We start from the raw sequence: 19102 nt of genomic DNA, 5'->3' as shown, positions 1-19102 counted from the left end.
TTTTGTACCAGAGCGAAGTAGATGCAGAGCAGCAGTCAGCTTTTTCCCGTCGCCTTGATCAGCGCCGAAATCCGTGGCGACCTGAGTGAGGATGTCTACCGTCTCAAGCCCGGCAACAGCCCCGACCCCAGTGTCGAACTGGCGCTGACCCGGCTCGGCCGTTTCGATCGCGAGGGCGAGCGTGGCGTGCCGGTGATTCTGTTGCCGGGCAGCTTTTCCAATCGCCGCTTCTGGTATTCGCCCAAGGGCATCGGCCTGGGGCCCTACCTGGCGCGCGCCGGTTTCGATGTGTGGATCGCGGAAATGCGCGGCCATGGCCTGTCGCCGCGCAATCGCAACTATTCGCGCAATCGGGTCAGCGACTATGTGCGCTACGACCTGCCGGCGATCGCTGACTTCATCCATGAACAGAACCCGCAAGCCGCCCACTGGCTGGGGCACTCCCTGGGTGGGATCACCCTGGCCGGCGCGCTGGGCGGACACTACCTGGAGGAAGCACGAGTGGCCTCGGTCGCGTTGTTCGGCAGCCAGATCAGTCGCGTGTACTGGCCGTTGAAACTGCCGCCGGTGGAGTGGGGCAGTCGGCTGCTGTTGGGGCGCTTCTCGGTGTTGTCCGGCTCGCGCTTGAAGCGCGGGCCGGAAGACGAGCCGATCGGCCTGGCTCTGGAGAGCCTGCGCTGGCATGGCCTGTTCGGCCGCTTCGGCGATGCCGAGCGCGACTGGTGGGCCGGCTTGCGCGATGTGCGGGTGCCGCTGCTGGCCGTGGCGGCGGTGGGCGACAAGCAGGACCCGGCCTGGGCCTGCCGCAAACTGCTGGCGCAGTGCGGCAGCGCGGTACGCGAGTTCCTCTGCCTGGGCAGGCAGCAGGGCTTCTCCACGGATTTCGACCATGTGCAGATGCTGGTCAGCAGGCAGGCGCAGGCCGAGGTGTGGCCCCTGGTCGAGCACTGGCTGGACAACGGCTCGTTGCGCGCCGCCGGCGTGCAAAGCATCGCCCTTGAGCCGCGCGCAGGCGTATCAACGGAGCCTTTATCCGGTTAACATGTGACGCAATTCGCTCACCTGGTCACTTTATGCGGTAGCTGGAGGCTCGATGTTCGTTGCCCTGGAGCGCCTGCTCAACCTTGAGGAGGGCTATCGCCGGACTTTTCAGGTGCAGGGGCGGGAGTTGCTCCTGCTGGTCGTCGAGGGCCGCCGCCTGTTGCTGGAAAACAGTTGCCCGCACCGCGGTGCGCCGTTGCACACGGCGGCGGTCAACGGCCGGGTGCTGCGCTGCGCGCGCCATGGCATCGAGTTCGACCTGTCCAGTGGGCGCGCGCTCAACGCCAGCTGTGGCAATCTGGTACAGCTGCCGTTGAGCTACGACGGCGATCGTGTCGGTATCGACCTGTGAAGCCTGAATCCCCAATGTTAGAAGGAGCTTAGCCATGCATTACATCACCCCCGATCTGTGTGACGCCTACCCCGAGCTGGTGCAGGTGGTCGAACCGATGTTCAGCAATTTCGGCGGCCGCGATTCCTTCGGCGGCGAGATCGTCACGGTCAAGTGCTTCGAGGACAACTCGCGGGTCAAGGAACTGGTCGAGCAGCCCGGCAAGGGCAAGGTGATGGTGGTCGATGGCGGTGCCTCGATGCGCTGTGCGCTGCTCGGCGACATGCTCGCCGAAAAGGCGGTGAAGAATGGCTGGGAAGGCATAGTGGTCTACGGCTGCGTGCGCGACGTCGACGTGCTGGCGCAGACCGAGATCGGCATCCAGGCGCTGGCCAGCCATCCGCTGAAGAGCACCCGGCGTGGCGTCGGCGAGCTCGACCTGGCCCTGGTCTTCGGCGGCGTGACCTTCCGCCCCGGCGAGTACCTGTATGCCGACAACAACGGCATTATCGTGTCGCCCAGTGCCCTGAAGATGCCCGAGTGATTGCCCTGGCCGATTGATCTGGAGTGCGTGGATGCAGGTGGAAGACAACGTCCAGTGGGGCCTGGTGCATGCGCTGGTGCTCGACGGCCGGGGCGGGGCGAGGGCGGTCGCCCATGACGGGCTGGCCGGCCTCGAACTGGCGGAGGGCGAGAGCCTGTGGCTGCACTGGGATCGCAGTCACCCGCAGACCCAGGCCTGGCTGCGCCGCGACAGCGGATTGGGCGAGTTCGCCTGCGACCTGCTGCTGGAGGAAAACACCCGCCCGCGCCTGCTGACGCTGCCGAATCAGGAGTTGCTGCTGTTCCTGCGTGGGGTCAACCTCAACCCGGGAGCGGAGCCCGAGGACATGGTCTCGGTGCGCATCTTCGCCGCCGCCCGCCGGGTCATATCCCTGCGCCTGCGGCCGCTGCGCGCCAGCGAAGACCTGATTCGCGACCTGCAGGCGGGCAAGGGGCCGAAGACCTCCTCGGAACTGATCCTCAGCCTGGCCGACTACCTGACCGACAAGGTCGATGCCCTGGTCGCCGAACTGGCCGAGCAGGTCGACGAGCAGGAGGAGCAGATCGATGCCGACGAGCGGGTTCTGCCCGACCATGACCTGCTCCTGCAGATCCGCCGCCGCGCCGCCGGCCTGCGCCGCTTCCTGGCGCCGCAGCGGGAGATATTCGCCCAGCTCACGCGCAACCAGCAGCCCTGGTTCGTCGCCGACGATACCGATTACTGGAACGAGCTGAACAACCGTCTGACCCGCTACCTGGAAGAGCTGGAGCTCAGCCGCGAGCGGGTCAGCCTGGTGCTGGATGCGGAGAATCGGCGCATGGACGAGCGGATGAACCGCATCATGTACCGTTTCAGCATCATCACCATGGTGTTTCTGCCCATGAGCTTCCTGACCGGCCTGCTGGGTATCAACGTGGGCGGCATGCCGGGGGCCGAGAGCCCGTTTGGCTTCGTCATCGCCTGCCTGATCATGACGGCCATCGGTCTCGGCCAATGGTGGTTGTTCCGGCGCTGGCGCTGGCTCTGATGTGACCCGATGACGGCTGGTCTCGTCTAGCCGAGACGTCCTGTGAGGTGCTTGATGCACGATCCATTCGAAGAATCCCTGCGCGATTTGCTCAAATCGTCCGTCTCCGAGCACGACGACGATGCCTGCCTGCACCGCGTGCTGAAGACCGCCAATCGCCAGGTCGGCGTGGGCGATCTGTTCAGCCTGATGGGCAACTGGCTCGGCGCCCTGATGATCGCTTTGAACAACGGTTCGGCGCACGTCGCGCCGGTCTCCCGTCGTCACTCTTCTACCCGTTCTACTGATAAGGCTGACTGAAATGGAACTCGATCCCTGGACTCAAAGCCTGATTGCCGCGATGACCGCTCTCTGGACCAAGGTCGCTGGCTTTATTCCGAACCTGTTCGTGGCATTGATCCTGGTGCTGCTGGGCTTCGTCGTGGCCAAGCTGCTCGACACCCTGCTGTCCAAGCTGCTCGGCAAGCTGGGCCTGGATCGCCTGATGGCCGGCACCGGCCTGACCAAGCTGCTCAGCCGCGGTGGCATCCAGGCGCCGGTGTCGACCCTGATCGGCAAGATCGTCTACTGGTTCGTCCTGTTGATCTTCCTCGTCTCGGCCGCCGAGTCGCTGGGTCTGCAGCGGGTTTCCGGCACCCTCGATGTGCTGGCGCTATACCTGCCGAAGGTGTTCGGCGCGGCCCTGGTGCTGGTCGCCGGCGTGCTCCTGGCCCATCTGGTCAGCGGCCTGGTGCGCGGCGCCGCGGAAGGCGTGGGGCTGGACTATGCCCATGGCCTGGGGCGCATCGCCCAGGGCCTGGTGATCATCATCAGCATCTCCGTGGCCATCGGCCAGCTGGAGGTCAAGACCGACCTGCTCAACAATGTCATCGCCATCGTGCTGATCTCGGTCGGTCTGGCCGTGGCCCTGGCGCTGGGCTTGGGCAGCCGCGAGATCGCCGGGCAGATCCTCGCGGGGATTTATGTGAGGGAGTTGTATCAGGTCGGGCAACAAGTGCAGGTCGGTGAGGTCGAAGGGCAGATCGAGGAAATTGGCACGGTCAAGACTATCCTGTTAACCGACGCGGGGGAGCTGGTCTCGGTGGCCAATCGCACCTTGCTCGAACAACGGGTAAGCAGCCGCTAACGCGCCAATCCCTGTTAATGTATGCCGCCAAACCCGCCGCCTGAGCCATCGGGCGTTGGCGGCTTGTGTTCCGACTGTCGGCCCGACTCGTTTTGAATAAAGCCCAACCGTTGCCCATGCGATACGACCCCCGCGAGCTCTCTGACGAGGAGCTGGTAGCGCGGGCGCATGGCGAGTTGTTTCACGTCACCCGAGCCTACGAAGAGCTCATGCGTCGTTACCAGCGCACCCTGTTCAACGTGTGCGCACGTTATCTGGGGAACGATCGCGACGCCGACGATGTCTGTCAGGAGGTCATGCTCAAGGTTCTTTACGGTCTGAAGAACTTCGAGGGCAAGTCCAAGTTCAAGACCTGGCTGTACAGCATTACTTACAACGAGTGCATCACCCAGTACCGCAAGGAGCGGCGCAAGCGCCGCCTGATGGATGCACTGAGTCTGGATCCTCTGGAAGAGGCGTCGGAAGAAAAGACGCCGAAGGTCGAGGATCGCGGGGGATTGGATCGCTGGCTGGTGCATGTGAACCCGATCGATCGGGAAATTCTGGTGCTACGTTTTGTCGCAGAGCTGGAGTTCCAGGAGATCGCGGACATCATGCACATGGGCCTGAGCGCCACGAAAATGCGCTACAAACGCGCGCTAGACCGCTTGCGTGAGAAGTTTGCCGGCGACACCGAAAGTTAGTTCGGGGCAACTTTAAATCTCTGGCGCAGCAAGCGGTTCTGTTAAACTCGCCGCCGTTTTGCGTGTCTACCTGCACGCAATTCAATCAATCACCATGTGGGGATTTACGGATGAAACTGAAAAACACCTTAGGCGTAGTCATTGGCTCTCTTGTTGCCGCCTCCTCTCTGGGCGCGCTGGCTCAAGGCCAAGGCGCAGTCGAGGTGGAAGCTTTCGGCAAGCGTTACATGACCGACAGCTCTCGCGACCTGTCCAACGGCAATCTGTTCGGTGGTTCCGTTGGTTACTACCTGACCGATGACGTCGAACTGGGCCTGTCGTATGGCGAATACCACGATATTCGTTCGGAAAACGGCACCGGTAACAAGAACATCAAGGGCAACATGGCTGGCCTGGACGCCACCTACCACTTCGGTGAGCCGGGCGTCGGTCTGCGTCCTTACGTATCGGCGGGTTTCGCCCACCAGAACATCAGCAACGTGCCGGCGCGCACCGGTCGTGACCATTCGACCTTCGCCAACGTGGGCACCGGTGTGAAGTACTTCATCACCGAGAACCTGTTCGCCCGCGCCGGTGTGGATGGCATGTACAACATCGACGCCAACGAAGCCGAGTGGGCTGCTGGCGTGGGTGTCGGCATGAACTTCGGCGGTGGCAGCAAGCCGGCTCCTGCGCCGGCTCCGGTCGCCATGGTCGAGCCGACTCCGGCGCCGGTTCAGGCCGAGGAGCCGATGGAGATGGTCCGCGTCGAGCTGGACGTCAAGTTCGACTTCGACAAGGATCGCGTGAAGGAAGAAAGCTACAGCGACATCAAGAACCTGGCTGACTTCATGAACCAGTACCCGCAGACCCGCACCACCGTTGAAGGCCACACCGACTCCGTCGGCACCGACGCCTACAACCAGAAGCTGTCCGAGCGCCGTGCCAACGCCGTTCGCCAGGTGCTGGTCAATCAGTACGGTGTATCCGGCGAGCGCGTCAACGCGGTCGGCTACGGCGAGAGCCGCCCGGTTGCCGACAACGCCAGCGACGCTGGCCGTGCGATCAACCGTCGCGTGGAAGCCGAAGTGGAAGCTCAGATCAAGCAGTGATCTAGCCCAAGCCTTGAGAAAAACCCGGCCTCGGCCGGGTTTTTCTTTGCCCAGAAAAAAGCCCGGTCGGGACCGGGCAAGAACAACTTCGCAGGAGCGAAGCGGTTAGGCACTCACCGCCAGGGCCAGGGCCTGCTGGGCGGTCGCGACCTCGCCGATCACCAGGATCGCCGGGCTCTTGAGCTGGAACTCCAGGGCATCGCGCTGCATCGTCGCCAGGCTGCTGCGGCAGTCGCGTTGCTGGGGCAGGGAGGCGTTCTCGATCATCGCCACTGGCATGTCCGCGCGCATGCCGCCGGCCAGCAGGCTCTCGCGGACCTCCGCCAGCTTGGCCACGCCCATGTAGACCACCAGGGTGGTGCCGCCCTGGGCCAGGGCCTGCCAGTTGAGGCTGCTGTCGTCCTGGGTGTGGGCGGTGACCAGGGTCACGCCGCGGGCGACGCCGCGCAGGGTCAGGGGAATCCCGCAGTGGGTGGCGCCGGCCAGCCCGGCGGTGATGCCGTTGACCATCTGCACCTCGACGCCGTGAGCGGCCAACCAGTCGACCTCTTCGCTGCCGCGGCCGAAGATGCACGGATCGCCGCCCTTCAGGCGCACCACGCACTTGCCCTGGCGGGCGTAGCGCAGCATCAGCCGGTGGATGAAGGCCTGGGGCGTGGAACGGCAGCCGCCTCGCTTGCCCACCGGCACCACCCGAGCGCCGGGGCAGTGCTCCAGCACGGCCGGATTGACCAGGTCGTCGATCATCACGACCTCGGCCTGATTGAGGGCCTTGACCGCCTTGAGGGTCAGCAGTTCCGGGTCGCCGGGGCCCGCGCCTACCAGCCAGACTTTTCCACTCATGGGGCATTCCTCGCGTAGGGTGCGCCGTGCGCACCGAATAGTGGGGGTTGGTGCGCATGGCGCACCCTACGGTTAGGCATTGACGGCAACCGGCTGGGTGGCCAGCAGACGCTTGATCTCGGGTACGCAGGAGCCGCAGCTGGTGCCGCAGCCCAGTTCCTGCTTGAGGCCATTGAGGTCGAGGCCGCGGGCGATGCCGGCGCAGACCTTGTCCTGGCTGACGTTCAGGCAGTTGCACAGGGTCTTGCTGGCTTTCTGCGTGCCGGCGCCACCGGGCGGGGTGGACAGGGGGGCGAGCAGCCAGCGGCGCAGGTCGGCATCGGCCTGGCCCTCGTTCCACAGGTTGCGCAGCCAGTCACGGGCGGCGGTTTCGCCGGCCAGGCGGATGGCGACTATGCGCCCGTCCTCGATGCGCACGCGCTTGCCGACGGTGCGCCGCGGGTCGTCGTAGGCCAGTACCGGCCCCTCGACGACATCCAGCAGCGTATCGATCTGCGCCAGCAGCGCGGGTTCGGGTGCTACTGCGCAGGCGGCGCGGATCAGCAGGGCCGGGCGCTCGCGGCCGGTGAGGGTCAGGCTGGCGTAGGCGAAGCCGTCGAACAGCGGGCGCAGGGCGGCGAAGCGCTTCTGCACGTCGCCCTCGACCAGGGCGAACAGCTGCCAGGGCAGTTCGGCCTGTTCCACCTCGATGCCGGCGTGCTTGAGTTCCGGCTGCTTGGACAGCGGGTCGAAGGCCGGTAGGGTCAGCACGTTGACTCCCAGGCCGTTGAGAAAGCGGTTGCCCCAGTGCATCGGCAGGTAGGCCTGGCCGGAGCGCACCGCGTCGTCGGCCTGGATCGGCAGGATCAGGCTGCCGCGGCGGCTGCGCACCTTGACCAGGTCGCCGGCCTGCAGGCGGCGCCGACGCAGCTCATCCGGGTGCAGGCTGAGCACGGCTTCCTCGACATGGCCGAACAGCCGGGCGGCGGTGCCGGTGCGGCTCATGCCATGCCACTGGTCGCGCAGGCGGCCGGTGTTGAGGGTCAGCGGGAAGCGCGCCTCGCGCTTCTCCTTGGGTGCGCGGTAGGGGTCGGCATGGAAGCGCGCGCGGCCGTTGTCGGTGGCAAAGCGCCCGTCGCCGTACAGCCGTGCGGTGCCCTGGCGGGCGCCGGCCGGGAAGGGCCACTGCTGGGGACCCAGCTCATCGATCAGCGCGTAGGACAGTCCGGAGAGGTCGAGGTCGCGTCCCTGGGTCAGCTGCTTGTACTCCTCGAACAGCGCCTCGGGGCCGTCGAAGGCGAACAGGCTGGGCAGGCCGGGGCGCAGGGATGGTTCCAGGCGACGGGCGAAGTCGCAGGTGATCGCCCAGTCCGGCCGCGCCTGGCCCGGCGCCGGCACGGCGGGGCGCACGTGGCTGACGCGGCGTTCGGAGTTGGTCACGCTGCCGTGCTTCTCGCCCCAACTGGCGGCGGGCAGCAAGAGGTCGGCGTAGGCGCAGGTCTCGGTGGTGAAGAAGGCCTCCTGGACCACCACGAAAGGACAGGCGGCCAGGGCCTCGTGCACCTTGTTCTGGTCCGGCAGCGACTGCGCCGGGTTGGTGCAGGCGATCCACAGGGCCTTGATCTTGCCGGCGCGCACCGCCTCGAACAGCTCGATGGCGGTCAGCCCGGTGCTTTGCGGCAGGCCGTCGACGCCCCAGTAGCCGGCCACCTCGGCGCGGTGCTCGGGATTGGCCGCGTCGCGGTGGCCGGGCAGCAGGTTGGACAGGCTGCCGGTCTCGCGACCGCCCATGGCGTTGGGCTGGCCGGTCAGGGAGAAGGGACCGGCGCCGGGCTTGCCGATCTGCCCGGTGGCCAGGTGCAGGTTGATCAGCGCGCTGTTCTTCGCCGAGCCTGCGCTGGATTGGTTCAGGCCCATGCACCACAGCGAGAGGAAGGACGGCGCGCTGCCGATCAGCTCGGCGCAGGCCTGCAGCTGCTCCAGGGAGATGCCGCAGATTTCCGCCACCGTGCCCGGGGTGTAGTCGCGCACCAGCTTCTTCAGGGCGTCGAAGCCCTCGGTGTGGGCATCGATAAAGCGCCGGTCGATCCAGCCTTCCCACATCAGGATGTGCAGGATGCCGTGGAACAGGGCCACGTCGGTGCCCGGCAGGATGGCCAGGTGCAGGTCGGCCAGCTCGCAGGTGTCGGTGCGCCGCGGGTCGATGACGATGACCTTCATCTCCGGGCGCCTGGCCTTGGCTTCCTCCAGGCGGCGAAACAGCACCGGATGGGCGTAGGCCATGTTGCTGCCGGCGATCAGCAGGCAGTCGCTCTGCTCGATGTCCTCGTAGCTGCAGGGCGGCGCGTCGGCGCCGAGGCTGCGCTTGTAGCCCACGACCGCCGAGCTCATGCACAGGCGCGAGTTGGAGTCGAGGTTGTTGGTGCCGACCAGGGCCCGGGCCAGCTTGTTGAAGGCGTAGTAGTCCTCGGTCAGCAGCTGGCCGGAGATGTAGAAGGCCACGCTGTCCGGGCCGTGCTCGCGGATGGTCTCGGCGAACACGCTGGCGGCGTGGTCCAGGGCGCTGTCCCAGTCCGTGCGGCTACGCGCCAGGCCCTTGCCCAGGCGCAGTTCGGGATACAGGCCGCGGGCGTCGAGGTCGCCGGTCAGGTGCAGGGTCGCGCCCTTGCTGCACAGCTTGCCGTAGTTGGCCGGGTGGCTGGGATCGCCGGCGACGCCGAGGATCTTCTCGCCGTCGTGTTCGATCAGCACGCCACAGCCGACGCCGCAGTAGCAGCAGGTCGAGGCGGTGATCTGGTTGGTGCTGGCCATGGTTCGGGGCTCCTACAGGCGTGGGGTGGACGACGCTGTGCGGGTCCACCGGTAGGTGGCGGTGGAAACGCCCGCGGCGTTCTCCACCCTGCGGCTCACGCGCACTCTTTCGCGGCATTCAGGGCCAGCAGCACTCGGCCGTTCTCGACTTTCGCCTGGTGCCGGTGGGCGCAGCCGACATCCGGGGCCACCGCCTCGCCGCTGGCCAGTTCGATCTGCCAGTTGTGCAGCGGGCAGGCCACGCGCTTGCCGTAGATCAGGCCTTGGGACAGCGGCCCGCCCTTGTGCGGGCAGCGATCGTCGAGGGCGAAGACCTCATCTGCGGACGTACGAAACAGCGCGATGTCGCCTTTCGGGCCTTTTACGATGCGCGAGCCCAGCACGTTGATCTCTTCCAGGGCGCAGATATCCAGCCAGTTCATACGGAGGCCTCCTCGAGCTGCACGACGTTGATGCGGTCGAACTCTTTCTTCAGGTTCGGGGTTTCGATGCGCTCCTTCCACGGGTCCTGCTCGAAGGACAGGGCGTACTGCAGGCGGGCATTGAGCGCCTTGCGGTTGTCGGCGTCCTCGAGTACGGCCTTCTTGATGTGCTCCATGCCCACGCGCTGCATGTAGTGCACGGTGCGCTCCAGGTAGAAGGCTTCCTCGCGATAGAGCTGGAGGAAGGCGCCGTTGTACTCGCGTACCTCCTCGGCGGTCTTGAGCTTGACGAAGAACTCCGCGACCTCGGTCTTGATGCCGCCGTTGCCGCCGATGTACATCTCGAAGCCCGAGTCCACGCCGATGATGCCGACGTCCTTGATGCCGGCCTCGGCGCAGTTGCGCGGGCAGCCGGAGACGGCCAGCTTGACCTTGTGCGGCGACCACATGTTGAACAGGTCGTGCTCCAGGTCGATGCCCAACTGGGTCGAGTTCTGCGTGCCGAAGCGGCAGAACTCGCTGCCCACGCAGGTCTTCACGGTGCGGATGGACTTGCCGTAGGCGTGGCCGGAAGGCATGTCCAGCTCCTTCCACACCGCCGGCAGGTCGTCCTTCTTGATGCCCAAAAGGTCGATGCGCTGGCCGCCGGTGACCTTGACCATGGGCACGTTGTACTTGTCGGCCACGTCGGCGATACGGCGCAGCTCGGAGGGGTTGGTCACCCCGCCCCACATGCGCGGTACCACCGAGTAGGTGCCGTCCTTCTGGATGTTGGCGTGGGCGCGCTCGTTGATCAGGCGCGACTGCGGGTCGTCCTTGGCCTCGCCCGGCCAGGTGGAGATCAGGTAGTAGTTCAGCGCCGGGCGGCAGGTGGCGCAGCCGTTGGGCGTGCTCCAGTTCATGAAGGCCATGGCCTGGCCGAGGCTGGTCAGGTGCTGCTCGCGGATGGCCTTGCGGATCTGCCCGTGGTTGAGCTCGCTGCAGCCGCAGATGGCCTTCTCGCTCTTGGGTTTGACGTCGGCGGCGCCGCCGACCGTGCTGATCAGGATCTGCTCGACCAATCCGGCGCAGGAGCCGCAGGAACTGGCGGCCTTGGTGTGCTTCTTGACCTCGTCGACCGAGAACAGGCCGTTCTCCTGGATGGCCTTGACGATCGTGCCCTTGCACACGCCGTTGCAGCCGCACACCTCCATGCTGTCGGGCATGTTGGCGGTCTTGTCGGCGCCCTGGTGGCCGACGTCGCCGATGGCGTTCTCGCCGAACATCAGGTGGTCGCGGATCTCGCTGACGTTGTGGTTTTCGCGGATCTGGCGGAAGTACCAGCCGCCGTCGGCGGTGTCGCCGTACAGGCAGGCGCCGACCAGCACGTCGTCCTTGATCACCAGCTTCTTGTACACGCCGCCGATGGGGTCGGACAGGGTGATGGTTTCAGTCCCCTCGGCGCCCATGAATTCCCCGGCGGAGAACAGGTCGATGCCGGTGACCTTGAGCTTGGTCGAGGTCACCGAGCCCTGGTAGCGGGAGAAGCCGAGCTGGGCCAGGTGGTTGGCGCAGACCTTGGCCTGCTCGAACAGCGGCGCCACCAGGCCGTAGGCGATGCCGCGGTGGCTGGCGCATTCGCCGATGGCGTAGACCCGCGGGTCGAAGGTCTGCATGGTGTCGTTGACCAGGATGCCGCGGTTGCAGGCGATTCCGGCTTGCTCGGCCAGCTCGGTGTTGGGGCGGATGCCGGCGGCCATCACCACCAGGTCGGCGGGGATGACTTCGCCGTCCTTGAACTTCACCGCGCAGACCCGGCCCTCGCCGTTGTCCAGCAGCTCGGCGGTGTGCTTGGGCAGGAGGAACTTCAGGCCGCGGTCTTCCAGGGACTTCTGCAGCAGGTCGCCGGCGGTGCGGTCGAGCTGGCGCTCCAGCAGCCAGTCGCCGATATGCACCACGGTGACGTCCATGCCGCGCAGCTTGAGGCCGTTGGCCGCTTCCAGGCCGAGCAGGCCACCGCCGATCACCACCGCGTGCTTGTGGGTCTTGGCGGTGTCCATCATGGTCTGGGTGTCGGCGATATCGCGATAGCCGATCACCCCGTCCAGGTCCTTGCCGGGAATCGGCAGGATAAAGGGGTTGGAACCGGTGGCGATGAGCAGGCGGTCGTACTCGGCCTCGCTGCCGTCGTCGGCGATCACCTTGCGCGCCTTGCGGTCGATCTCCAGCACCTTGCGCCCCAGGCGCAGGTCGATGCCGTTGTCGGCGTACCAGGCCAGGTCGTTGAGGACGATCTCCTCGAAGGTCTGTTCGCCGGCCAGCACCGGCGAGAGCAGGATGCGGTTGTAGTTCGGATGCGGTTCGGCACCAAACACGGTGATCTCATAGAGGTCGGGGGCGAGCTTGAGCAGCTCTTCGAGGGTACGGACTCCGGCCATGCCGTTGCCGATCATCACCAACTTGAGTTTTTTCATGGTTCCTCACCGTCACGCAAAACCGGAAAACAAAAAAAGGCGTCCCGCTAGTCACCTAGCGAGGACGCCTTTGTCCTGGTCCCGTTCTCTCGGGAAGCGCCGCCTTCCACGTTGAAGGTCGCGCTTTTTTGATTTGTATGAGTGCTTTAGCAGGCTCTGTGCCAACTTTGCCGAATGCTCGGTTACCGGGGGCTGCAGCGCTTTCTGCTCATGTCCGGGGCGGCTCCGGGAGGCTGCCGGCGCACCTGTTTAAGGCGAGTTGCGCCCTTATGGTGCATCGTCACGGCGTGGCGCCTAGCTCAGCAGCAGAACCAGCAGGGCCAGGTTGAGCAGCAGGGAAACCAGCGCCACCGTGCGCCAGACCAGCAGCGGCTCACGCTCGAGCAGCGGTCGGGGCTGGCTGCTGAGGGCCTGGCGCTCACCCTGTTCCAGGGCCAGCAGCCATTCCTCGGCGGTTTCATAGCGCTGCTGCGGGTCGGCGCTGACCGCGCGAGTCAGGCTCTCGTCCAGCCAGCTCGGCAGGTCGGGGCGATAGCGGCTGGCCGGTGTCGGCGTGCTGAAGCGCGGGTGCTGGAAGGCCTCGATCTCGCCGTAGGGGTAGTGGCCGGTGAGCAGGTGGTAGAGGGTCACGCCGGCGGCGTAGAGGTCCTGGCCGGCGCTGGGCGGGCTGCCGCCGAAGCATTCCGGGGCGATATAGCTGGGCGTGCCCGGCAGGCTGCCGGCTTCGTCGCGCGACAGCCCCGGGCAGTAGGCCAGGCCGAAATCCACCAGGCGCAGTTCGCCGTCATCGCCCCACAGCAGGTTTTCCGGCTTGATGTCGCGATGCAGGATATTGCGCCGGTGCAGCATGCCTACGGCCTTGAGCAGGCGTGGGGCGATGTCCAGCCACTCCGGCAGCGGCAGCGGGCCGGACAGGCGCAGGTGCTCGGCCAGGGTCTGTCCGGCGTACTCGCGTTGCAGGTAGTACAGGTGCTGGCGCTGTGGCAGCGGATGCACCTCGGCGAAGTGGCGACCGGCCACGCGGCGCAGGAACCACTCCTCGAGCAGCAGCGCCGGCCCGGCCTGCGGCTCGTCGGCACGGGAGGGCGGCAGGGTCTTGAGCAGCCAGCGCCGCGCCTGAGCATCGCGCACCCGGTAGACCAGCGATTGGCGCGACTCGGCGAGCAGGCGGTCGACCTGCCAGCCCTCGAACGTCTGGCCTTCGCGCAGCCGCGGCGGCAGTGGCCAGGCGGCGAGCTGCGCCAGGGTATCGGCCAGGTCGCTCTGCGGCAGGCCCTCGACCCGCACCAGCAGGGCGCTGGCGTTGTCCTGGCTGCCGGCCAGGTGGGCGGCGCTGACCAGTGCCCGCGAGGCCGCCGCGGGGTCCGGTTCGTCGTGCAGGATGCGCTGGATGCCGACATCGCCGAGCACCGCCCAGACCCCGTCGCTGACCAGCAGGAAGCTCTCGCCCTCGCGCAGCTCGCCGTCCAGGTAGTCCACCACCAGGTGCTGGTCCAGGCCCAGGGCGCGCTTGAGCACATGCTGCATGCCCGGCTGTTCCCACACATGGTCCTCGCTGAGGCGCTCGAGCTGGCCGGCGTACCAGCGATAGGCGCGGCAGTCGCCGACATGCGCCAGGGTGAAGCGCCGGCCGCGCAGGACCAGGGCGGTGAGGGTGGTAAGCAGCGGCTGGCCGCCGCCATTGGCCTGCAGCCAGCGGTTGTGGGCCACCAGCAGGCGATCCAGCGACTGCGCCACCGCCCAGGTCTCCGGGGTGGCGTAGTAATCCAGGGCCAGGGCCTGCAGGGTCGCGCGGGCGGCCAGGCCACCATCGGCGCACTGGCTGACACCGTCGGCCAGGGCGAACAGGTAGCCCTTGCTCGCCGCCAGGGCCGGTGCCGGCGTCACCACGCGCAGGGCGTCCTGGTTCTCTTGCCGGGGGCCGGTGGCCGTGGCGTCGCCGAAGCTCAGTTGCAGGGCCATCGTGGCTGTCCTGTAGGGGGAGGGCTGAGGCAAAGACGAGGCCGGGGCACGGCTGCCGGGGGCGGCCGTCGCCGGCCTTCCCCATCTCGCCTGACCAGTGCATTGCCACCCTGCCGGGCAGCCCCGTCTTTGCCTCAATCCTCCAGTCCATGAAGCCGTAGGGTGGATGAAGGCGTCATCCACCCTACGTTAGCCTGTTACACCCGCGCGGCGGTGACCGCGGCCGAGCCCCAGGTGGTGCGCCAGCGCTGCTTCACACCGTACAGGCCGACCCAGGCCAGCAGGCCGAGGCTGGCGAACAGCCACAGGGCCAGCTGGTAGTCGCCGGTGTGCTGCTTGATCGCGCCGAGGCCGGCGGCCAGGAGGAAGCCGCCGACGCCGCCGGCCATGCCGATCAGCCCGGTCATCACGCCGATTTCCTTGCGAAAACGCTGCGGCACCAGCTGGAACACCGCGCCGTTGCCGGCGCCGAGGCCGAGCATGGCGGCGACGAACAGGGCCAGGGCGGCCGTCGAGCTGGACAGGTTGAAGCCCACCGCGGCGATGCACAGCGAGGCGACGGTGTACATCATCAGCAGCGAGCGGATGCCACCGATGCGGTCGGCCAGGGCGCCGCCCAGGGGGCGCAGCAGGCTGCCGGCGCAGACGCAGGCGGCGGTGTAGTAGCCGGCGGTGACCGGGTCCAGGCCGTACTGGTCGTTGAAGTAGCCGGGCAGGGCGCTGGCCAGGCCGATGAAGCCGCCGAAGGTGACGCTGTAGAAGAACATGAACCACCAGCTGTCGCGGTCGCCGAGGGCCTTGAGATAGTCGGCCAGGGCCTTGGGCTTGGGCCGCTCCGGGGCGTTCTTGGCCACCAGGGCGAACACCACCAGGGTGATCAGCAGCGGGATCAGCGCCCAGCCGAAGACGTTCTGCCAGCCGAACAGCGCGGCCAGGCCCGGGGCGAACAGTGCCGCCAGCACAGTGCCGGAGTTGCCGGCGCCGGCGATGCCCATGGCCTTGCCCTGGTGCTGCGGCGGGTACCACTGCGAGGCCAGGGGCAGGGCGACGGCGAAGGCCGCGCCGGCGAAGCCGAGGAACAGGCCGAGCAGCAGGGCGTGCTCGTAGGTCTGGATGCCGATCTGCCAGGCGGCGAACAGCGAGCAGATGACCACCACCTGGCCGATCAGCCCGGCGCTCTTGGGCGACAGGCGGTCGGCGAGGAACCCCATGACGATGCGCAGCACCGCGCCGGCGAGAATCGGCGTGGCGACCATCAGGCCACGCTGCTGGGCGGTCAGCTCGAGATCGGTGGCGATCTGCACGGCCAATGGACCGAGCAGGTACCAGACCATGAAGCTCAGGTCGAAATAGAGAAAGGCGGCGAACAGCGTGGGGGCGTGACCGGCTTTCCAGAAACTCGTATTCATTCGAACACCTCATCGGCAAGAAAGGGTCCCGGTCGGGGCGCGACAGACCGTGGTCGTGGACACGGTGGCCGCAGCCCGCCGGGGAGGCGCGGCACTTGTGGCGCCGCACCCTGCGGCCGAAGCCACAGCTGGGTTGAGAGAGTTGCCCGCAAGGCCCCTGGATCACAGGGGCATCGCCATCCCCAAACGCTGGGGCGGAAACGAAAAACGTCGCCTGCCCCTGGCGCTGGTCAGCGCAGGGGCAGGCGACGTCTTTGTCGTTCATGGGCAGCCGCCATTGGCTACCTGTGAGGGGTAGTAGCAAAAGCTGCGCCAACCCTTCGAATCGCGCGGAATCGGGGGTGGGCCTGCCCAGCAGGCGCGTGCGGGCGAGTCAAAATGGGGCGCGGTTGCCGATCATGCGCCGAGACGGGGCGTTGCTGGGCGGTGTTGGGGTGACCGCTCAATCCGCCGGTGGTGTCGGGAAGAGGACGACCGGGGCGGGCGGCGTCTGCCCGGGCGGCAGCGCGGCCGGTGCCGGCTCGCCGGCCGGGCCGAGGTGTTTGACCAGCCGGTAGATGGCCAGCAGGTCCTCGTCGGTCATGATGTGCAGCTTGTCGTTGGGCATCGGCGGGCGGTAGTTGGCGTTGCGCGCCAGGGTCAGCCACTGGCTTTCACTCAGGTACGGCAGCAACAGGCGCAGATTGCTCGGGTAGGTGGTGCCCCAGGGGCCGCTCCAGCCGAGGCGATCGCCCTTGAGCCACTCGCTCTCGGGGATGGAGCCGGGGGCCATCAGGTAGCCGGCGGTGTGACAGTCGTTGCAGCCGCCGATGTTGACCAGGTAGCGGCCGCGCTCGAGCTGCGCCTCATCGGCGAATGCACAGGGGCTGCAGACAAGCAGGCTGGCGAGCAGGCTGTTCAAGGCAAAGCGGCGTTTGGCGGACATGGCGAACCTCGGACTGCGGGCGCCATCGAGCGGCGCTGTCCCTAGGTATAGCGCAGGCGCTCAGTCCAGCCAGTTGACCTGGGGAAACAGGTCGCTGAAGGTCGCCGGCATCTGCACCACCTGGCCGCGCCTGTAGTCGAAGAACACGAAGCCCGACTTGGCCATCGCCACCAGGCTGCCATCGAGCGGGCGGCTGATGCGGAAGGTGATATCGCCGCCGTAGCGGTTGAAGTCCATCACCCCGACCTCGAACAGCAACTGGTCGCGGGCATGGGCTTCGGCGCGGTAGGTGGTGGCCAGGTCGGTGACGATGATGCCGACGCCGTCCTCGCGGGTTTCCTCCACGCCGAACTCGAACAGAAAGCGCGCCCGCGCCTCGGAGATCATCGAGATCATCGAGTCGTTGCCCAGGTGGTTGGCGGCATTGATGTCGGTGACCCGCACGGTGAGGTGGGTGCTGTAGCAGTACTGGTCTTCGGGGAACTCAAGTTTCAGGCGGGCCATGGCGGGATCTCGTTGCGGCTGGAGTTCACGCCGCTCGGGCGCGCGGCGGCATTATACGCGCGCGCCCGGCCACGGCGGTGCCCGGTTCAGGCCGCCGGGCGCTGCTGCTTCTGGTAGAGGAACTCCAGCACCGCCGCGCGGTAGTCGTGGTAGCGCGCATCGTGGGCCAGGGCCATGCGTTCGCGCGGGCGCGCCAGCTTGACCTCGAGGATGTCGCCGATGGTCGCCGCCGGGCCGTTGCTCATCATCACGATGCGGTCGGACAGCAGCACCGCCTCGTCGACGTCGTGGGTGATCATGATCACCGTGTTGCCGAGCTCGGCGTGGATCTCCATCAGCGAATCCTGCAGGTGGGCGCGGGTCAGGGCGTCGAGGGCGCCGAACGGCTCGTCCATCAGCAGCACCTTGGGCTGCATGGCCAGGGCACGGGCGATGCCGATGCGCTGCTTCATGCCGCCGGAGATCTCGCTGGGGCGCTTGTCGCGGGCGTGGTTCATGTGCACCAGCGCCAGGTTGTGCTCGATCCACTCGCGCATCTGCGCCTTGCTCTTGTGCCCCTGGAACACCTGGCGCACGGCCAGCTCGATGTTCTGGTAGCAGCTCAACCAGGGCAGCAGGCTGTGGTTCTGGAACACCACGGCGCGCTCGGGGCCGGGCGAGTCGACCTCGCGCCCGTCGAGGATCACCCCGCCGGTGCTGGCCTGGTAGAGGCCGGCGACGATGTTCAGCACGGTCGACTTGCCGCAGCCGGAGTGGCCGATCAGCGAGACGAACTCGCCCTTGGCGATCTTCAGGTTGACGTTCTGCAGGGCGCAGTACAGGCCCTTGTCGGTGGGGAAGCTGATGCCGACGCCGGTCAGCTCGAGATGGGCAGTGTTCATGGCGGACTCCTGAAAAGGGGCGGTTAGCGCAGGTCGGCGTGCTTGTCCCAGCTGACACGGCGCTGGAGCAGGAGCATGAGGCGGTCGAGGACGAAGCCGATCAGGCCGATGACGATCACCGCGACCATGATCCGCCCCAGGGAATTGGAGCTGCCGTTCTGGAACTCGTCCCAGATGAATTTGCCCAGGCCGGGGTTCTGCGCCAGCATCTCGGCGGCGATCAGCACCATCCAGCCGGTGGCCAGCGACAGGCGCAGGCCGGTGAAGATCATCGGCACGGCGGCGGGCAGGACGATGCGCCGCACGTGGGACAGCGGCGACAGGCTGAGCACGCGGCTGACGTTGCGCAGGTCCTGGTCGAGGTTGGCCACGCCTACCGTGGTGCTGATTACAGTCGGCCACAGGCAGCACAGCGCCACGGTGATCGCCGAGGTGACGAAGGACTTGGCCATCATCGGGTCGCTGCTGGTGTACACGGCGCTGACCACCATGGTCACCAGCGGCAGCCAGGCCAGCGGCGAGACCGGCTTGAACACCTGGATCAGCGGGTTGACCGCGTTGTAGATCGGCTTGCTCAGGCCGCAGACGATACCCAGTGGAATGGCCAGCAGGGAGGCGATGACGAAGCCGGTGAGTACCGTGTAGAGGCTGGTGAAGATCTGCTTGAAGAAGGTCGGCTTGCCGGTATAGGGGCGAATCTTCACCTCGGCGTCGGGATTGTTCGCCAGCTTGGCGGCGTTGCGCGCCTCCTGGCGGGCGTAGAAGGCGTCGGCCTTGTCCAGCTCGCGCTGGTGCTCGTTGACCAGGGCGCCGAACTGGCTGGCGACCTGGGTCGGCCCGGGGAACTTGCCCAGGCTGGTGTCGATGCTGCCGGCGGCGAGCTGCCAGAACAGCAGGAAGGCCAGCACGCCGATCAGCGGCATCAGCACGCTCGGCAGCCAGCGCTTGAAGGCGGCGCTGCGCGCCGACTTCAGGGTTTCCCGTATGGGTTGGGCGACGGCGGGGTTGCTCATCGTCTGGTCCTCGAAGCAGGGGGAGAGCCGGAGGGGCCGGCTCCCTGGGCTATGGCT

At 66.9% G+C, this 19102-nt stretch carries 18 protein-coding genes; 8 read left to right on the top strand and 10 right to left on the bottom strand.

The window, feature by feature from the left end; genetic code table 11:
• Window positions 1-21 precede the first annotated feature (21 nt).
• The 8 genes from LPB260_RS02495 (at window position 22) to LPB260_RS02460 (ending at window position 5843) form a co-directional block, all read left to right on the top strand.
• Window positions 22-1041 (top strand): alpha/beta fold hydrolase, encoded by a 1020-nt coding sequence (locus tag LPB260_RS02495; protein ID WP_208707069.1) that lies wholly within the window; start codon window positions 22-24, stop codon window positions 1039-1041.
• A gap of 52 nt (window positions 1042-1093) precedes the next feature.
• Window positions 1094-1393, top strand: a complete 300-nt coding sequence (locus tag LPB260_RS02490) for a Rieske (2Fe-2S) protein (RefSeq protein WP_208707068.1) — start codon at window positions 1094-1096, stop codon at window positions 1391-1393.
• A gap of 34 nt (window positions 1394-1427) precedes the next feature.
• Window positions 1428-1916 carry a ribonuclease E activity regulator RraA gene (rraA, locus tag LPB260_RS02485; protein WP_208707067.1) on the top strand — a complete coding sequence of 163 codons (489 nt, stop codon included), beginning with the start codon at window positions 1428-1430 and terminating at the stop codon, window positions 1914-1916.
• A gap of 31 nt (window positions 1917-1947) precedes the next feature.
• Entirely contained in the window at window positions 1948-2943 is a 996-nt protein-coding gene (locus LPB260_RS02480) for a zinc transporter ZntB (RefSeq protein ID WP_208707066.1), read from the top strand.
• Window positions 2944-2997: 54 nt separating this feature from the next.
• A complete protein-coding gene (locus LPB260_RS02475) occupies window positions 2998-3243 on the top strand; it encodes a CrfX protein (protein ID WP_208707065.1) in 246 nt (81 codons plus the stop codon).
• Window position 3244: 1 nt separating this feature from the next.
• A complete protein-coding gene (locus LPB260_RS02470; protein WP_208707064.1) occupies window positions 3245-4069 on the top strand; it encodes a mechanosensitive ion channel domain-containing protein in 825 nt (274 codons plus the stop codon).
• A 92-nt stretch (window positions 4070-4161) separates the two neighbouring features.
• Window positions 4162-4752, top strand: coding sequence for an RNA polymerase sigma factor SigX (sigX, locus tag LPB260_RS02465; RefSeq protein ID WP_208707063.1), 591 nt, complete (start codon window positions 4162-4164; stop codon window positions 4750-4752).
• Window positions 4753-4862: 110 nt separating this feature from the next.
• The gene (locus LPB260_RS02460; protein ID WP_208707062.1) at window positions 4863-5843 is read left to right on the top strand and encodes an OmpA family protein; all 981 of its coding nucleotides are present in this window, start codon (window positions 4863-4865) and stop codon (window positions 5841-5843) included.
• A 105-nt stretch (window positions 5844-5948) separates the two neighbouring features.
• Here the strand turns inward: LPB260_RS02460 and cobA are convergent, their stop codons facing one another.
• From cobA to LPB260_RS02410, 10 genes are all read right to left on the bottom strand, one after another.
• Window positions 5949-6686: a uroporphyrinogen-III C-methyltransferase gene (cobA, locus tag LPB260_RS02455; RefSeq protein WP_208707061.1), complete on the bottom strand. Its 738-nt coding sequence runs from the start codon at window positions 6684-6686 to the stop codon at window positions 5949-5951.
• 72 nt (window positions 6687-6758) lie between these two features.
• Window positions 6759-9476, bottom strand: a complete 2718-nt coding sequence (locus LPB260_RS02450) for a nitrate reductase (RefSeq protein WP_208707060.1) — start codon at window positions 9474-9476, stop codon at window positions 6759-6761.
• 95 nt (window positions 9477-9571) lie between these two features.
• On the bottom strand, window positions 9572-9898 hold the full coding sequence (gene nirD / locus LPB260_RS02445; RefSeq protein ID WP_208707059.1) for a nitrite reductase small subunit NirD: 327 nt from the start codon (window positions 9896-9898) through the stop codon (window positions 9572-9574).
• A complete protein-coding gene (gene nirB, locus LPB260_RS02440) occupies window positions 9895-12351 on the bottom strand; it encodes a nitrite reductase large subunit NirB (RefSeq protein WP_208707058.1) in 2457 nt (818 codons plus the stop codon). The genes nirD and nirB overlap by 4 nt, the downstream gene beginning before the upstream one ends.
• A gap of 294 nt (window positions 12352-12645) precedes the next feature.
• Window positions 12646-14313: a bifunctional protein-serine/threonine kinase/phosphatase gene (locus LPB260_RS02435; RefSeq protein WP_208707057.1), complete on the bottom strand. Its 1668-nt coding sequence runs from the start codon at window positions 14311-14313 to the stop codon at window positions 12646-12648.
• 197 nt (window positions 14314-14510) lie between these two features.
• Entirely contained in the window at window positions 14511-15722 is a 1212-nt protein-coding gene (locus LPB260_RS02430) for a NarK/NasA family nitrate transporter (RefSeq protein ID WP_208707056.1), read from the bottom strand.
• A gap of 442 nt (window positions 15723-16164) precedes the next feature.
• On the bottom strand, window positions 16165-16647 hold the full coding sequence (locus LPB260_RS02425; protein WP_208707055.1) for a cytochrome C: 483 nt from the start codon (window positions 16645-16647) through the stop codon (window positions 16165-16167).
• A 60-nt stretch (window positions 16648-16707) separates the two neighbouring features.
• Entirely contained in the window at window positions 16708-17151 is a 444-nt protein-coding gene (locus tag LPB260_RS02420; protein ID WP_208707054.1) for a thioesterase family protein, read from the bottom strand.
• A gap of 86 nt (window positions 17152-17237) precedes the next feature.
• On the bottom strand, window positions 17238-18032 hold the full coding sequence (locus tag LPB260_RS02415; RefSeq protein ID WP_208707053.1) for an ABC transporter ATP-binding protein: 795 nt from the start codon (window positions 18030-18032) through the stop codon (window positions 17238-17240).
• Between the two features lie 23 nt (window positions 18033-18055).
• Entirely contained in the window at window positions 18056-19045 is a 990-nt protein-coding gene (locus LPB260_RS02410) for an ABC transporter permease (protein ID WP_208707052.1), read from the bottom strand.
• Window positions 19046-19102 lie beyond the last annotated feature (57 nt).

The sequence above is a fragment of the Pseudomonas sp. LPB0260 genome (assembly GCF_013388395.1).
Note: the sequence above shows the minus strand (reverse complement) of the source record. Positions and strands in the feature narration are given on the sequence as shown.

Excerpts from the sequence above, each read along its gene's own strand:
- LPB260_RS02495 (WP_208707069.1), top strand. The coding sequence starts at position 22 with ATGCAGAGCAGCAGTCAGCTTTTTCCCGTCGCCTTGATCAGCGCCGAA.
- LPB260_RS02490 (WP_208707068.1), top strand. The coding sequence starts at position 1,094 with ATGTTCGTTGCCCTGGAGCGCCTGCTCAACCTTGAGGAGGGCTATCGC.
- rraA (WP_208707067.1), top strand. The coding sequence starts at position 1,428 with ATGCATTACATCACCCCCGATCTGTGTGACGCCTACCCCGAGCTGGTG.
- LPB260_RS02480 (WP_208707066.1), top strand. The coding sequence starts at position 1,948 with ATGCAGGTGGAAGACAACGTCCAGTGGGGCCTGGTGCATGCGCTGGTG.
- LPB260_RS02475 (WP_208707065.1), top strand. The coding sequence starts at position 2,998 with ATGCACGATCCATTCGAAGAATCCCTGCGCGATTTGCTCAAATCGTCC.
- LPB260_RS02470 (WP_208707064.1), top strand. The coding sequence starts at position 3,245 with ATGGAACTCGATCCCTGGACTCAAAGCCTGATTGCCGCGATGACCGCT.
- LPB260_RS02460 (WP_208707062.1), top strand. The coding sequence starts at position 4,863 with ATGAAACTGAAAAACACCTTAGGCGTAGTCATTGGCTCTCTTGTTGCC.
- cobA (WP_208707061.1), bottom strand. The coding sequence starts at position 6,686 with ATGAGTGGAAAAGTCTGGCTGGTAGGCGCGGGCCCCGGCGACCCGGAA.
- LPB260_RS02450 (WP_208707060.1), bottom strand. The coding sequence starts at position 9,476 with ATGGCCAGCACCAACCAGATCACCGCCTCGACCTGCTGCTACTGCGGC.
- nirD (WP_208707059.1), bottom strand. The coding sequence starts at position 9,898 with ATGAACTGGCTGGATATCTGCGCCCTGGAAGAGATCAACGTGCTGGGC.
- nirB (WP_208707058.1), bottom strand. The coding sequence starts at position 12,351 with ATGAAAAAACTCAAGTTGGTGATGATCGGCAACGGCATGGCCGGAGTC.
- LPB260_RS02435 (WP_208707057.1), bottom strand. The coding sequence starts at position 14,313 with ATGGCCCTGCAACTGAGCTTCGGCGACGCCACGGCCACCGGCCCCCGG.
- LPB260_RS02430 (WP_208707056.1), bottom strand. The coding sequence starts at position 15,722 with ATGAATACGAGTTTCTGGAAAGCCGGTCACGCCCCCACGCTGTTCGCC.
- LPB260_RS02425 (WP_208707055.1), bottom strand. The coding sequence starts at position 16,647 with ATGTCCGCCAAACGCCGCTTTGCCTTGAACAGCCTGCTCGCCAGCCTG.
- LPB260_RS02420 (WP_208707054.1), bottom strand. The coding sequence starts at position 17,151 with ATGGCCCGCCTGAAACTTGAGTTCCCCGAAGACCAGTACTGCTACAGC.
- LPB260_RS02415 (WP_208707053.1), bottom strand. The coding sequence starts at position 18,032 with ATGAACACTGCCCATCTCGAGCTGACCGGCGTCGGCATCAGCTTCCCC.
- LPB260_RS02410 (WP_208707052.1), bottom strand. The coding sequence starts at position 19,045 with ATGAGCAACCCCGCCGTCGCCCAACCCATACGGGAAACCCTGAAGTCG.